Below are 12,536 nucleotides of genomic sequence, written 5' to 3'. Positions count from 1 at the left end.
GACGAGATGCCTTCGACGCGATGTGCGGACTCAGCCGTCGAAGACCTCATCGCCGGCGAAGGCGGCGCCGTCGGGGAGTCGGCCCGCACGCTCGACCAGGCAACGCATCCGCATCGTTCGAGGCTCAGGCGTGATCTCGTCGACGTAGGCACGCGCCTCGTCGACCAGCGCGGGCCAGGTCCCCGCGGCATCCGGTGAGACCTCGACCCACTCCCGCAGGGGGCGGCCCCGCATGATCGTCGGAGCGCCGACGCCGTCGGACACCCCGGTTCGGCCCGGGGGACGGCCGCAGCCGGGCGCGCGTCAGTCCTCGACGACGCGGGCCGCGATGTCGGTGCGGTACTGCCCACCCTCGAGGCCGATCCGGCTCAGGGCGTCGTACGCCGCCGACCGCGCCTCGCGGAACGTCGTGCCCAGGGCCACGACATTGAGGACGCGGCCGCCGGTGGCGTGCAGATCGCCGTCGCGGAGCATCGTCGCGGCGTGGGCGACGTGCACGCCCTCGACCTCTTCGGCCTCGTCGAGCCCCGTGAGCGGACGGCCGGTGATCGGCGCCTCGGGGTAGCCCTCGCTGGCGAGCACCACCGTGACGGCAGTCGCCTCGGCGAACGCGGGCCGCGGCTGGTCTTCGAGCGTTCCGGAGGCCGCGGCCATCAGCAGCGTCGAGAGCGGATCGAGCAGGCGGGGCAGCACGACCTGGGTCTCGGGGTCGCCGAAGCGCGCGTTGAACTCGATGACCTTCACACCCTGCTCGGTGAGGATGAGCCCGGCGTACAGCAGTCCGATGAACGGGGTGCCCTCGGCATCCATCTGCCGGATCACGGGCTCGGCGACCTCACGGGTGACGTGATCGACGAACTCCTCTTCGCCGCCGAAGCGCTCGAGCAGCCACGGCAGCGGCGAATACGCGCCCATGCCGCCGGTGTTGGGGCCCTCGTCGCCGTCGCGCAGGCGCTTGAAGTCCTGCGCGGGGCTGAGGGGCAGCACGCGGTCGCCGTCGCTGAGGAAGAACAGCGACACCTCGGGGCCGGCGAGGAACTCCTCGATGAGCACCGGACCGGTCGGCAGGTACGTCTCGGCGTGGGCGAGGGCGGCGGCGCGATCGGACGTGACGATCACGCCCTTCCCCGCGGCGAGCCCGTCGGCCTTCACGACGTGCGGGGCGCCGAGCTCGTCGAGTGCCGCCTCGACACCGGCGAGATCGTGCGCGCGTACCGCTCGGCCGGTCGGCACGCCCGCGGCATCCATGATGCGCTTGGCGTACGTCTTCGAGCCCTCGAGCTGTGCGGCGGCCTTGCCCGGACCGAACACCGGGATGCCGCGCTCGCGCAGCGCGTCGGCCACTCCGGCGACGAGCGGAGCCTCGGGACCGATCACGACGAGGGCGATCGACTCGGTCAGCGCGAACTCCGAGACGGCGGCCGGGTCGTTCGCGTCGAGATCGACCACGTGGGCGTCGCGCGCGATGCCGGCGTTGCCCGGGGCGGCGAAGATCGCGTGCGAGTCCTCTTCGGAGCGCAGGGCGAGGATGATGGCGTGCTCGCGCGCGCCCGAACCGAGGACCAGGATTCTCACGCGGCCAGCCTACCGAGCGGCCGCCGGGCACCCGTCGCCCGAGCCGCGCGGGGGCGTACCGTGGATGCCATGCCTCCCCGCCGTATCGAGACCGGAGACGGTCGTGCCGCGCTCGCCGCCGTGGCCGCCGGCGACGCGCCCCGCACGGCCACGGCCACCGCCGTGCGCTACTTGCTGCAGTTGCTGGTCGAGAAGGCGCCGGGCAACTCCGTCGAGATGCGCGTGCCGCCCTTCGGCGCGGTGCAGGTGGTCGAGGGGCCGCGGCACACCCGCGGCACCCCGCCCAATGTCGTCGAGACCGACGCGGCGACCTGGATCTCCGTCGCCACCGGGACCGAGAGGTGGGCGGATGCCGCGGCTGCGGGCCGCATCGTCGCGTCCGGCGTCCGCGCCGACCTCAGCGCGCTGCTGCCGCTGCGGCCGTGATCTCGACGGCGTGGTACCGGTGGCCCGTTCCGGCGTCGTCGGTGGGAGAATGGTCGCATGGCTGAGCAGCCCGCCCCCGACCGCACGCCCCTCGTGCACGAAGAGATCGTCACGTTGCGTGTTCGTCGTGCCCCCAAGTACGGCGTGTTCTTGGCCGCGGGGGCGTTTCTCGGCATCCTCGCCGCTCTGATCCTCACGGTCGCGATCGACGGCGCCGACATCAGCCCCTATACGCAGGTCGTCTATTCGCAGCTGCAGGTCTTCGGTTTCACCGCCCTCGTCTGCGTCGTCATCGGCACCACCCTGGGCGCGATCTCGGCGCTCATCTTCGACCGCGTGGTGGGCCGTCGCGTCCGCGACGTCGCCGTCGACCACGAGCGCTACCGCTCCTGACGCGACGTCGCCGTCGACCACGAGCGCTACCGCCCCTGACGCGACGCCGCCGCGATCGCAGGCTCCGGAGCGCCACCGCTTTTGATGCGACTGTGCCGCGCCCGCCGGCTCAAGCCAGCTCGGCGATGATCGGGTGGATCGCGGTGTCGAATGCGACGACGTCGCTGCGCAGGCCGTCGGTCACCGCGACCGTCAGTGAGCCGATCCACCAGACCCCGCGCTGCGCGAGCGGCAGCACCTGGACGTTGAGTTCGAACGAGTGGGCCCGACGGCCGACGCGTCGTTCGTGTTCGGCGATCGCGCTCGCATACGCGCGGTAGGACACTCCGGGTCGGGCGGTCTGCTCGCCCGAGTAGCGCGCGTGGGCGAGGCGGGCGAACTCGACCGCCGCGGATGCGTGCGGAGCGATGGCCTCGCGCAGAGCGTCCGCACGGCCCGTCGGCAGCGCGACCAGGTCGTCGAAGCCGTCGACGAGCTCGAGCGGAACCGGCGACGGGTGGGCCAACGGCTCGACCGTCATCGCCCAGAACTCGCGCCACTCGCGCTCGAGCAGCGATTGGTCGTCCTCCGGTCGAGGGATGCCGTCGTACGCGGGCACGCGCCGCAGCGGCGGCACCTCGTCGGGAGCGCGGATGCCGCACACCTGACGCAGGTAGAGCGCGACGAGTACGGGGATCGCCGCGTCCTCGCGGATCACCCATTCCGGCTGGCCGCCCGTCATGGCGCCATTGTAGAGAGCGCCACTGCTCCCGAGGGCCGCGCGCGCGGCCTGCCTCCCCCCGGGGGGAGGAGATCCGCGGAGGGTCCGGGGAGCGGGGCCGGGCGCGGCGCGGAGCGGAGGAGATCCGGGGAGAGGAGGCGGCGGGGCGCGGCGCGGCCCGGAGCGGAGGAGATCCGGGTAGGGGAGGATGCCGGACCCCGGTGCTGTCCTCCGGTCGCTGGATCTCCTCCCTCCACCCGCCCGCGGTCCCCGCCGCGCCTCGCAGCCCCCGCCGGAGGGGAGGGGATCCGCGGAAGGGAGGATGCCAGACCCCGATGCCGTCCTCCCGTCGCCGAATCTCCTCCCCTCGCCGGCGCGCGGTCCCCACCGCGCACCGCAGCCCCGCCGGAGGGGAGGGGATCCGGGGAGGGGAGGATGCCAGGCCCCGGTGCTGTCCTCCGGTCGCCGAATCTCCTCCCTCCACCGGTGCGCGGCCCCCACCGAGCACCGTAGCCCCGCCGGAGGGGAGGGGATCTGGGGAGGGGAGGATGCCAGGCCCCGGTGCCGTCCTCCCGTCGCCGAATCTCCTCCCTCCACCGGTGCGCGGCCCCCACCGCGCACCGCAGCCCCGCCGGAGGGGAGGGGATCCGCGGAAGGGGAGGATGCCAGGCCCCGATGCTGTCCTCCGCTCGCTGAATCTCCTCCCGCCGAAGGAACCCCGGCGCAGAGCGCCCCTCCTCCCCAGCCCCGTCATCCACAGGTTGCGGCCGCCGCGTGACCGCGCGCTCGAGCGATCGGGCACGCTGGCGCCGTGAATCCCCGCCTCTCCGACCGGATCGATCGGCTCGTCGCCCGCGTGCGTACCCTCGGCGGTGTCGTCGCCACCGCGGCCCTCCAGCGAGAGGGAGTGTCCGTCGACACGCTCTCCTCCGCGGTGAAGCACGGTGCCCTCCTCCGTCTTCGCCGTCGGTGGGTCGCCGTCCCCGATGCCGATCCGTTCCTCGTCGCCGCGGCGCGCACAGGGGTGACGTTGGCATGCTCCACCGCAGCGGTCCGACACGGTCTGTGGGTCTTGGCCACGGGCGAGGTCCACGTGGCCGCCCCGCCTCACGCCGGTCGCATCAGCGTCGCGGCGGGCACGCGCGTCCACCGTTGCCGGCCGTTGGTCCCTCGGCATCCGGAGAATCTGGTCGACGGCGTGGTCAATGTCCTCGGTGTCGTGAGCCGCTGCCTGCCCGACGAGCAGGCGCTCGCGATATGGAACTCGGCCTTGAACAAGAAGCTGGTCACTCTCGACGAGATGCGTCGGTACCCGTTGACGAGCCGCGGTCTCGAACTCGCGGCACGGGCCACGCCGCTCGCCGATTCGGGTCTGGAGACCTTCCTCGTCGTGCGCCTGGCGTGGCTCGGAGTGCGACTCAGCCCGCAGATGTGGATCCTGGGCCACCGTGTCGACCTGCTGATCGGCGAGAAGCTCGTCGTCCAGGCGGACGGCGGTCACCATGTCGGGGCTCAGCGCGAGGCGGATATCCGGCACGACGCCCTTCTGGCACTCAACGGCTACCACGTCATCCGCGTCAGCTACCACCAACTCGTCGACGACTGGCCCTCGGTTCAGCACAGCATCGTCTCCGCCATCGCGCAGGGGCTGCATCGAGCCCGGTGAGCCCGGAGCGGAGGAGATCCGCGGAGGGGAGGATGCCAGACCCCGGCACCGTCCTCCGGTTGCCGAATCTCCTCCCGCCGCCGGCACGCGGTCCCCGCCGCGCCCCGCACGCTCGCCGGAGCGGAGGAGATCCGCGGAGGGGAGGATGCCGGACCCCGGCACCGTCCTCCGGTCGCCGAATCTCCTCCCCTCGCCGCGCCCCGCAGCCCCGGAGCGGAGGAGATCCGGGGAGGGGAGGATGCCGGACCCCGGCACCGTCCTCCGGTCGCCGAATCTCCTCCCCTCGCCCCGCACGCCCCCCCCGGCGGGGAGGGGATCCGCGGAGGGGAGGATGCCGGGCCCCGGTGCCGTCCTCCCGTCGCCGAATCTCCTCCGCTCGCCGAATCTCCTCCCCTCGCCCCGCACGCCCCCCGGCGGGGAGGGGATCCGGGGAGGGGATCCGGGGAGGGGAGGATGCCAAACCCCGGTGCCGTCCTCCCCTCGCCGAATCTCCTCCGCTCGCCGGCACGCGGTCCCCGCCGCGCCCCGCGGACCCCGGTGCTGTCCTCCGCTCGCCGAATCTCCTCCCCTCGGCCGCACCCCACAGCCCCCGGCGGGGAGGGGGCCCGGGTCATGCGGGTAGTCTGTTGCGGTGGCCTCTGCTCCCCACGAAAACCCCTATTCCGCTGCCGGCGTCGATACTGCCGCGGGTGACCTCGCCGTCGAGTTGATGAAGTCGGCCGTGCGGCGCACTCACGGTCCTGAGGTGCTGGGCGGTGTGGGCGGCTTCGCCGGCCTGTTCGACGCCTCCGCTCTGCGCGATTACGTCCGCCCGCTGCTGGCGACCAGCACCGACGGCGTCGGCACCAAGGTCGCGATCGCCCAGGCGATCGACAAGCACGACACGATCGGCGAAGACCTCGTCGGCATGGTCGTCGACGACATCGTCGTGGTGGGCGCGCGGCCCCTGTTCATGACGGACTACATCGCGTGCGGCAAGGTCGTCCCCGAGCGCATCGCCGACATCGTCGCGGGGATCGCCCGCGGGTGCGCGATGACCGGTACGGCCCTCGTCGGCGGCGAGACCGCCGAGCACCCGGGCCTGCTGGGCGTCGATGACTACGACGTCGCGGGCGCGGCGACGGGCGTCGTCGAGGCCGATCGCGTGCTCGGCGCCGAGCGGGTGCGCGGCGGCGACGTGGTGCTGGCTCTCGCCTCGAGCGGGCTGCACTCCAACGGCTACTCGCTCGTCCGGCACATCGTGACAGGTCGCGGCATCACCTACGGCTCGGTGTCGGCCGAGCTCGGCGGCACGTGGGGCGAAGCCCTGCTCGAGCCCACGCGCTTGTACACCTCGCCCCTGCTGAGTCTTCTCGACGACGTGGCGGTGGGCCCCGGCATCCATTCGCTCAGCCACGTCACCGGGGGCGGCATCGCGGCCAACCTCGCGCGCGTCCTGCCGCAACACACGTGGGTCGACGTGGACCGTTCGACGTGGAGCCCCTCGCCGGTGTTCCGGGTGCTCGCCGACCTGGGCGGCCTCGACCTCACCGCGACCGAGGGCACGTGGAACCTCGGTATCGGCTTCCTCGCCGTCGTCGCGCCCGAGATCGCGGATGCCGCGACCGCGGCGCTGCAGGCCGATGGCATCGCGACGTGGCAGGTCGGTGTGGTGCGCGACGACGCGCGCCCCGACGGAGAGTTCGAACAGGGCGCGAAGGGCGTCGACGGAGGCGCCGTGCGCCTGGTCGGTTCCTACGCGGATGCCGGTCACCCGGCGAACGGAGCAAAGTAACACCCCATGTGCGGCATCGTCGGCATGGCCGGGCAGGGCCCGGTCAACCAGGAGATCTACGACGCGCTCCTGCTCCTCCAGCACCGCGGCCAGGACTCCACGGGCATGGCCACCGCCGAGTCCAGCGGCGTCTTCCACATCCACAAGGCGCGCGGGCAGGTGCGCGAGGCGTTCCGCACTCGCGACATGCGCGCGCTGCTCGGCGACATCGGCCTCGGACACGTGCGCTACGCCACGAAGGGCACTGCCTCGAGCGAGGAAGAGGCGCAGCCCTTCTACGTCAATGCCCCGTACGGCATCGTCCTGGTGCACAACGGGAACCTCACGAACACGCGCGAGCTCACGAGCGAGTTGTTCCACAACGACCGCCGACACCTGAACACCAGCTCCGACACCGAGCTCCTGGTGAACATCCTCGGTTCCGAGCTGCAGTCCGAGATCTCCGGCCCTGACCTCGACCCCGACCAGGTGTTCCGGGCCGTCACCCGCGTGCACGAGCGCGTGGAGGGGTCGTACGCCTCGATCGCCCTCATCGCCGGCTACGGTCTGCTGGCGTTCCGTGACCCGTTCGGCATCCGTCCCCTCATCCTCGGCAAGCGCCCCGCCCCCGAGGTGCCCGGCGATGGCGAGCGCGACGAGTGGATCGTGGCATCCGAATCGCTCGTGCTCGAGAACGCCGGCTTCGAGGTCGTGCGCGACATCGAGCCCGGCGAGGCGGTCTTCGTCACGCTCGACGGCACGCTGCACTCCCAGCAGTGCGCGAAGAACCCCACGCTCGCCCCGTGCTCGTTCGAGTACGTCTACCTCGCTCGCCCGGACTCCGTGATGAACGGCATCTCGGTGTACGAGGCGCGGCTGCGCATGGGCGAGCGCCTGGCCGACACGATCGCGAAGTACACCCCGCTCGGGTCGATCGACGTCGTCATGCCGATCCCGGACTCCTCGCGTCCCGCGGCGATGCAGGTGGCCCGCAAGCTCGGCATCGAGTACCGCGAGGGCTTCTACAAGAACCGCTACGTCGGCCGGACGTTCATCATGCCGGGGCAGGCGGTGCGCAAGAAGAGCGTGCGCCAGAAGCTCAACGCGATGTCGACCGAGTTCCAGGGCAAGAACGTCCTGCTGATCGACGACTCCATCGTGCGCGGCACCACGAGCCGCGAGATCATCCAGATGGCACGGGATGCCGGTGCGAAGAGCGTCACGTTCGCTTCGGCGGCGCCGCCGGTCCGGTATCCGCACGTGTACGGCATCAACATGCCCTCGCGGCAGGAACTGGTCGCGCACGGCCGTACGATCCCGGAGATCGCCGAAGAGCTCGGTTGCGACTACCTGGTGTATCAGGAGGTCGACGACCTCAAGGCCGCGATCATGGAGGGCACCGACCTGGTCGACCTCGACATGAGCTGCTTCGACGGCCGGTACGTCACCGGCACGGTGTCGGACGAGTACCTCGCCTGGGTCGAGGGCAGCCAGGAGTCTTGACCCCGCGTCGCGCGGGGACGGTCGCGCTGGCTGCGGCCGCGATCGTGCTGCTCGCGCTGACGCTGCGGATCGCCGTGGCGTCGCTGTCGCCCTTGCTGACGGTGATCGCGCGCGACTTCCCGCTACCGGCCGCGGTGGTGGGTCTCATCGGCATGGCCCCGCCGGTGGCGTTCGCGCTGTCGGCGGTGGTGACTCCGGCGATCGAGCGTCGCCTGGGGCTGGAGCGGCTCGTGCTGATCGCGGCCGTCGCGGCCGCTGTGGCCCTGGGGGTGCGAGCCCTCGCTGTGGACGCCTGGACGCTGCTGGCCGCCACGGCGGGGGTGTTCGCCGCCGTCGGGGTGGCGAACGTGCTGGTTCCGGCGGTGGTGAAGAAGTACTTCCCGGAGCGCGTGGGGCTGATGACCACGGTCTACACGACCACGATGGCCGTGGCGACGTTCACGCCGCCGCTCGTGGCGGTGCCGCTGGCCGACGCGGTCGGCTGGCGGGGGTCGTTCGCCGTGTGGGCCGTCGTCGCCGTCGCCGCTGTCGTGCCCTGGATCGCGATGAGCGTGCGGGCCCGCGCGGGTCGGGACGACGTTCTCGAGGAGCCGCGCGCGTCGGTGTTGTCGCGCGTGATGCGCGTGCCGCAGGCGTGGGCGCTGGTGACCACGTTCGCGGTGAACTCGTCCGTCGCGTATGGGATGTTCGCGTGGCTGCCGACGATCCTCATCGACACCGCCGGTGTGGACGCGGCGACGGCCGGCGGCCTGCTCGCCCTGTTCTCGTTCATGGGCCTGCCGGTCTCTCTCGTCATCCCCCTGCTCATCGCGCGCTGGCGGCGGACGGGCCCGTTCTACGTCCTTGCGGTGGCGGGCGGGCTCGCCGGTATCGCGGGGCTGTTGATCGCTCCGGGCGCGGCGACCGTCCTCTGGGTCGTGCTCATCGGCCTGCCGCCGCTGATGTTCCCGATGGTGCTGGTCCTGTTCGGGCTGCGCACGCGCTCGCACGAGACGGCGGTCGCCGTGAGCGGCTTCGTCCAGAGCGTCGGCTACGCGCTCGCCGCCCTCGTGCCGCTCGCCATCGGCGTGACGCACGAACTGACGGGAGGATGGACCGCCGGTCTGCTCGTGCTCGCCGGTGTCATCGCGTTCGTCGTGCCCGCGGGTGTCGTCGTCGCGCGATCAGAGACGATCGAGGAGGCGTGGGAACGCCGCCACGGTCGAGCGTGGTGACGAGAGGCTAAGCCTTCTCGTCCTCGTACTCGTCGGTGTACTGGTCGGCCCACTTGTCGACGTACGCGTCTTCACCCGCTTCGGGTGCGCCAAGCTCACGCTCGAGAGCCGAGTAGTTCACCGAATAGGTGTCGTACTTCAGCTCACGGGCGATCTTGGTGTTCTTCGCCTTCTGACGGCCACGCCCCATGCGAGACCCCCTCACGATCGACGTCGAGGGCCGCGCTGCGGGCCCTGCGTATTGCGGTTCCGGACCGAGCCGGTAAGAGTAACAGCCAGGATATCACGGTGCTTTCCGCCCCTGCCTGTCGCCGGTCGACGCAGGGGCATCACCGCGTGAGGAGAGGAACCCCGAAATGGCAGAGAGCACCCCGGACCGTACGCGCGTCGGAGCCGTGATCGCGGGTGTCGTGCCGGGTCAGTCCCCCCGCGTCATCCGCGCCGCCGCGCGGCAGGCCGCGCTGGCGGGCACCGAGCTCGTGGTCGTCCACGTCGACACGACGCGGTTCGTCGCCTTCGAGGACCCCGACGGATACGTCAATCCCTCGACGTTGGACGTCGTCGGCGCGGCGGCGCGTGCCGCCCTGGCAGAGGTGCAGAGCGATGCCGCGTCCGCCCTGGACGGCGACCCGGTGCCGTGGTCGGTACGGCAGGTGATCGGCGATCCGGCTCTGGCCCTCATCCACCTCGCCGATGAGATCGACGCGTCGCTGCTGGTGGTGGGCACGCGCAAGAGAGGGTTGGGGGAGTCGCTGCGCGAGTTCCTCACCGGCTCAGTGGCCGCGCGACTCACCCATCGGCAGCACCGACCGGTGCTGGTGGTTCCGCTGGGTGAGCCGTTGGCCCCCGACGAGGAGCTCGTCTGGGAGTGAGTCTCAGGCGCGCATCGCGCGAGTGACGGCCTCCGAGGCCTGTCGAAGCGCCGATTCGATCTCGTCCACACCGGATGCCGCGAGCTCGCCGCCCCGAGCGACGTACGCGCGCAGTTCGGAGCGCGTACGTCCACGGAACTCCGTGATCGCGGCGTCCGCGCGGTGCAGTTGCTCGCGGCTGCGGACGCGCGGGTCGTCCTGCGGAGTGCTCTTGGCCTGCTCCCGCTCGTCGCGTGACGCGGCGGCCAGGTCGGCGCGAAGGCTGCGCATGGCATCCCGCACGCTCCCGCGCACCTCGTCGGCGATCAGTCGCACGCTGTCGGCGAGACCGGCCTGGATGCCCTCGAGGTCGCCCTCGCGGGCGTCGACCTCGGCGCGGCCCGCGTCGGTGATCTCGTAGACGGTCTTGCGCCCGTCGACGGTCTTGGTGACGAGGCCCTCTTCCTCGAGCTTCGCCAAGCGCGGGTAGATCGTGCCGGCCGACGGCGAGTAGGTGCCGCCGGTGCGCTCGGTGAGGGCCTGCATGAGGTCGTACCCGTGGCGGGGCGATTCGGCGAGCAGGCTGAGGATGTACAGCCGCAGGTCGCCGTGCGAGAAGACGGGGGTCATCACCACTCCTCCTCTCCGGCGAGCTCGTCGGGGCGGAGCCCGGAGACCCCGCGGCGCAGCACGGTGATCTCTCCCGAGACGGTGTTGGCGCGGACGTCGACGAACGACCCCGCGAGGGTGCCGGTCGATCCGGTGTAGTTGGTCGGGCCCGATCCCGAGCGCACGTGACCGTCGATCTGCACGCGTCCGCTGACCGAGCGAGCGACGTAGTTCGCGGGCAGCTCGCGGTCGAGGCGGATCGTGGCGGAGCCGCTGACGGAGTTGAGGCCGATCGACTGCACGGTTCCGGTGGAGTCGACGAGCATGGCGCCGGACACCGTGTCGATCGAGGCCTTCGTGACGGCTCCGGTGGCGGTGATGTCGCCCGAGACGCTGTTCGCTGTCAGTGCACCCTGCAGCTCGCGCACCTGCACGTCGCCCGAGACGGCGTTGAGGCTGACGTCGCCGATGAGTCCGTCGACCATGATGTCGCCCGAGACGGTGTTGAGCTTGGCATCCGTCCGCAGTCCCGACACCAGCGCGCTGGCGCTGACGACGCCGAGCGTCAGGGCGACGGTGCGCGGCACGGCGACGCTGACTTCGGCCTTCGGGCCGCCGGCGCCGAAGTTGCGGAAGACCTCGAGGAAGTTGTCCCACCGCAGTTGCGGGTGGTCGATCTCGAGACGGCCGTCGGTCATCTCGATGCGCAGGTCTTTGACGGTGACGCCGTGCACCTCGATGCGGGCGTTCGGCTCGTCGTGCGCGATGACGTCGATCTGGCCACCGACGAGCCCGATCTTCAGTTCGCTCAATGCGTCCACGTCGATGACGCGCGTCTCGCCCGGGTGGACGATCCATTTCTCCATGACGATCTCCTTACTCACGATATATCGCGTTAAGGACAGTATCGAGATATATCGCGAGTTCGTCAAGAGGGAGCTGCGGAAAACAGGGGATGCGACGGAAACAGGCCCGTCCGGGCGCACCCCCTGTTCTCGCGACACGGCCCGCGCGGCAGGCACGAGCCGCGGCAGGCACGTCGCGCGGCGGGCGCGTGCCGCAGTGCTGCCCGAAGGACCCCGCCCCGGAGAAACACGGATGCCACGTGCTCGAAGAACACGTGGCATCCGGGGCGGGGCGAACCCGCAGGGATGAGGGCGGCGCGCACCCGAAACGCGCTCGGCCCTCCGGGGGTTAAACCGGCTTGCGGCCGCTGATCAGGCGGAACAGCAGCACGATGAGCGCGATGAGGCCGACGATGATGGCGATCCAGAGCAGGAAGCTGGCAGCCTGGCCGAGTCCGCTGAAGATGGCGATGACGATCGCGGCGACGATGATGATGATCAGGAAGATGTTCATGGGGGACTCCTTGCTGTGACCGCAGAGCGCGGTAAACCGGCGAGTGGTTGCCTTCCACGTTCTCACTCCCTCCGCATCGTGGCAGGGGGTTGACGTTTCTGGGAATTGGCTGATAACCCGCGCTGTCCGGCGTGGGCGCACGCGGTCCTGTCAACCCCGCAGACGTCACGAGCGGTCGGGACATACCGTGATGGCCCGACGAAAGGAGATGCACATGCCCCAGGGGCGAGGATCCAACAGCCTGAAAGATCCCGAGATGTACGAGGAGCTGCGCGCGCAGGGCGATTCGAAGGAGAAGGCCGCGCGCATCTCCAATGCCGCCGCCGCCCAGGGGCGCGGCAAGGTCGGAGCCCGTGGCGGTCATGCCGAGGACTACGAGGACCGCACGGTCGACGAGCTGAAGAAGCGCGCGAAGGAACTCGGCCTCACCGGCTATTCCGGCAAGAAGAAGGCCGAGCTGATCGAGATGCTCCGCACGCACTGACGG

The 12,536-nt window shown here is 71.2% G+C and carries 15 protein-coding genes; 8 read left to right on the top strand and 7 right to left on the bottom strand.

Annotated elements, in window-relative coordinates:
* Positions 1–30 precede the first annotated feature (30 nt).
* Together AC3E6M_RS16510 and purD are read right to left on the bottom strand one after the other, a co-directional pair.
* Entirely contained in the window at positions 31–264 is a 234-nt protein-coding gene (locus tag AC3E6M_RS16510) for a hypothetical protein (RefSeq protein ID WP_490530549.1), read from the bottom strand.
* A gap of 39 nt (positions 265–303) precedes the next feature.
* On the bottom strand, positions 304–1,575 hold the full coding sequence (gene purD / locus AC3E6M_RS16505; RefSeq protein ID WP_490530548.1) for a phosphoribosylamine--glycine ligase: 1,272 nt from the start codon (positions 1,573–1,575) through the stop codon (positions 304–306).
* Positions 1,576–1,644: 69 nt separating this feature from the next.
* On the opposite strand from purD, the gene AC3E6M_RS16500 reads away from it, so the two are divergent.
* On the top strand, positions 1,645–2,001 hold the full coding sequence (locus AC3E6M_RS16500) for a sterol carrier family protein (RefSeq protein ID WP_490530547.1): 357 nt from the start codon (positions 1,645–1,647) through the stop codon (positions 1,999–2,001).
* 57 nt (positions 2,002–2,058) lie between these two features.
* On the top strand, positions 2,059–2,394 hold the full coding sequence (locus tag AC3E6M_RS16495; protein ID WP_490530546.1) for a potassium transporter Trk: 336 nt from the start codon (positions 2,059–2,061) through the stop codon (positions 2,392–2,394).
* Between the two features lie 109 nt (positions 2,395–2,503).
* Here AC3E6M_RS16495 and AC3E6M_RS16490 read toward each other — a convergent pair whose 3' ends face one another.
* On the bottom strand, positions 2,504–3,115 hold the full coding sequence (locus AC3E6M_RS16490; protein WP_490530545.1) for a zinc-binding alcohol dehydrogenase: 612 nt from the start codon (positions 3,113–3,115) through the stop codon (positions 2,504–2,506).
* Between the two features lie 790 nt (positions 3,116–3,905).
* On the opposite strand from AC3E6M_RS16490, the gene AC3E6M_RS16485 reads away from it, so the two are divergent.
* The 4 genes from AC3E6M_RS16485 to AC3E6M_RS16470 all read left to right on the top strand — a co-directional run bounded on the left by AC3E6M_RS16485 (position 3,906) and on the right by AC3E6M_RS16470 (position 9,230).
* On the top strand, positions 3,906–4,760 hold the full coding sequence (locus AC3E6M_RS16485) for an endonuclease domain-containing protein (RefSeq protein ID WP_171024415.1): 855 nt from the start codon (positions 3,906–3,908) through the stop codon (positions 4,758–4,760).
* 631 nt (positions 4,761–5,391) lie between these two features.
* Positions 5,392–6,534: a phosphoribosylformylglycinamidine cyclo-ligase gene (purM, locus tag AC3E6M_RS16480; protein WP_490530544.1), complete on the top strand. Its 1,143-nt coding sequence runs from the start codon at positions 5,392–5,394 to the stop codon at positions 6,532–6,534.
* Between the two features lie 6 nt (positions 6,535–6,540).
* Complete coding sequence (purF, locus tag AC3E6M_RS16475) at positions 6,541–8,016, top strand: amidophosphoribosyltransferase (RefSeq protein ID WP_490530543.1); 1,476 nt, start codon at positions 6,541–6,543, stop codon at positions 8,014–8,016.
* The gene (locus tag AC3E6M_RS16470) at positions 8,013–9,230 is read left to right on the top strand and encodes an MFS transporter (protein ID WP_490530542.1); all 1,218 of its coding nucleotides are present in this window, start codon (positions 8,013–8,015) and stop codon (positions 9,228–9,230) included. Before purF ends, AC3E6M_RS16470 begins: the two co-directional genes overlap by 4 nt.
* A 7-nt stretch (positions 9,231–9,237) precedes the next feature.
* Here the strand turns inward: AC3E6M_RS16470 and AC3E6M_RS16465 are convergent, their stop codons facing one another.
* Positions 9,238–9,420, bottom strand: a complete 183-nt coding sequence (locus tag AC3E6M_RS16465; protein ID WP_138174971.1) for a DUF3073 domain-containing protein — start codon at positions 9,418–9,420, stop codon at positions 9,238–9,240.
* A gap of 166 nt (positions 9,421–9,586) precedes the next feature.
* On the opposite strand from AC3E6M_RS16465, the gene AC3E6M_RS16460 reads away from it, so the two are divergent.
* A complete protein-coding gene (locus AC3E6M_RS16460; protein ID WP_138174973.1) occupies positions 9,587–10,102 on the top strand; it encodes a universal stress protein in 516 nt (171 codons plus the stop codon).
* Positions 10,103–10,105: 3 nt separating this feature from the next.
* Here AC3E6M_RS16460 and AC3E6M_RS16455 read toward each other — a convergent pair whose 3' ends face one another.
* From AC3E6M_RS16455 to AC3E6M_RS16445, 3 genes are all read right to left on the bottom strand, one after another.
* Positions 10,106–10,711 (bottom strand): PadR family transcriptional regulator, encoded by a 606-nt coding sequence (locus AC3E6M_RS16455; protein WP_138174975.1) that lies wholly within the window; start codon positions 10,709–10,711, stop codon positions 10,106–10,108.
* Positions 10,711–11,562, bottom strand: coding sequence for a DUF4097 family beta strand repeat-containing protein (locus tag AC3E6M_RS16450; protein WP_490530560.1), 852 nt, complete (start codon positions 11,560–11,562; stop codon positions 10,711–10,713). Before AC3E6M_RS16450 ends, AC3E6M_RS16455 begins: the two co-directional genes overlap by 1 nt.
* A gap of 322 nt (positions 11,563–11,884) precedes the next feature.
* Positions 11,885–12,049: a hypothetical protein gene (locus AC3E6M_RS16445; RefSeq protein WP_171024277.1), complete on the bottom strand. Its 165-nt coding sequence runs from the start codon at positions 12,047–12,049 to the stop codon at positions 11,885–11,887.
* Between the two features lie 214 nt (positions 12,050–12,263).
* Here AC3E6M_RS16445 and AC3E6M_RS16440 point away from each other — a divergent pair, with 214 nt between their 5' ends.
* Positions 12,264–12,533, top strand: a complete 270-nt coding sequence (locus AC3E6M_RS16440; RefSeq protein ID WP_138174977.1) for a DUF7218 family protein — start codon at positions 12,264–12,266, stop codon at positions 12,531–12,533.
* Positions 12,534–12,536 lie beyond the last annotated feature (3 nt).

The organism is Microbacterium sp. SCPM-O-B-15248 (M128), assembly GCF_058214835.1.
This window is presented reverse-complemented; position numbering and strand designations above follow the sequence as displayed.

What these genes read in the sequence shown, in the direction of transcription:
- AC3E6M_RS16465 (WP_138174971.1), bottom strand. Translation starts at nt 9,420, where the DNA reads ATGGGGCGTGGCCGTCAGAAGGCGAAGAACACCAAGATCGCCCGTGAG.
- AC3E6M_RS16490 (WP_490530545.1), bottom strand. Translation starts at nt 3,115, where the DNA reads ATGACGGGCGGCCAGCCGGAATGGGTGATCCGCGAGGACGCGGCGATC.
- AC3E6M_RS16445 (WP_171024277.1), bottom strand. Translation starts at nt 12,049, where the DNA reads ATGAACATCTTCCTGATCATCATCATCGTCGCCGCGATCGTCATCGCC.
- purF (WP_490530543.1), top strand. Translation starts at nt 6,541, where the DNA reads ATGTGCGGCATCGTCGGCATGGCCGGGCAGGGCCCGGTCAACCAGGAG.
- AC3E6M_RS16495 (WP_490530546.1), top strand. Translation starts at nt 2,059, where the DNA reads ATGGCTGAGCAGCCCGCCCCCGACCGCACGCCCCTCGTGCACGAAGAG.
- AC3E6M_RS16455 (WP_138174975.1), bottom strand. Translation starts at nt 10,711, where the DNA reads ATGACCCCCGTCTTCTCGCACGGCGACCTGCGGCTGTACATCCTCAGC.
- AC3E6M_RS16460 (WP_138174973.1), top strand. Translation starts at nt 9,587, where the DNA reads ATGGCAGAGAGCACCCCGGACCGTACGCGCGTCGGAGCCGTGATCGCG.
- AC3E6M_RS16500 (WP_490530547.1), top strand. Translation starts at nt 1,645, where the DNA reads ATGCCTCCCCGCCGTATCGAGACCGGAGACGGTCGTGCCGCGCTCGCC.
- AC3E6M_RS16440 (WP_138174977.1), top strand. Translation starts at nt 12,264, where the DNA reads ATGCCCCAGGGGCGAGGATCCAACAGCCTGAAAGATCCCGAGATGTAC.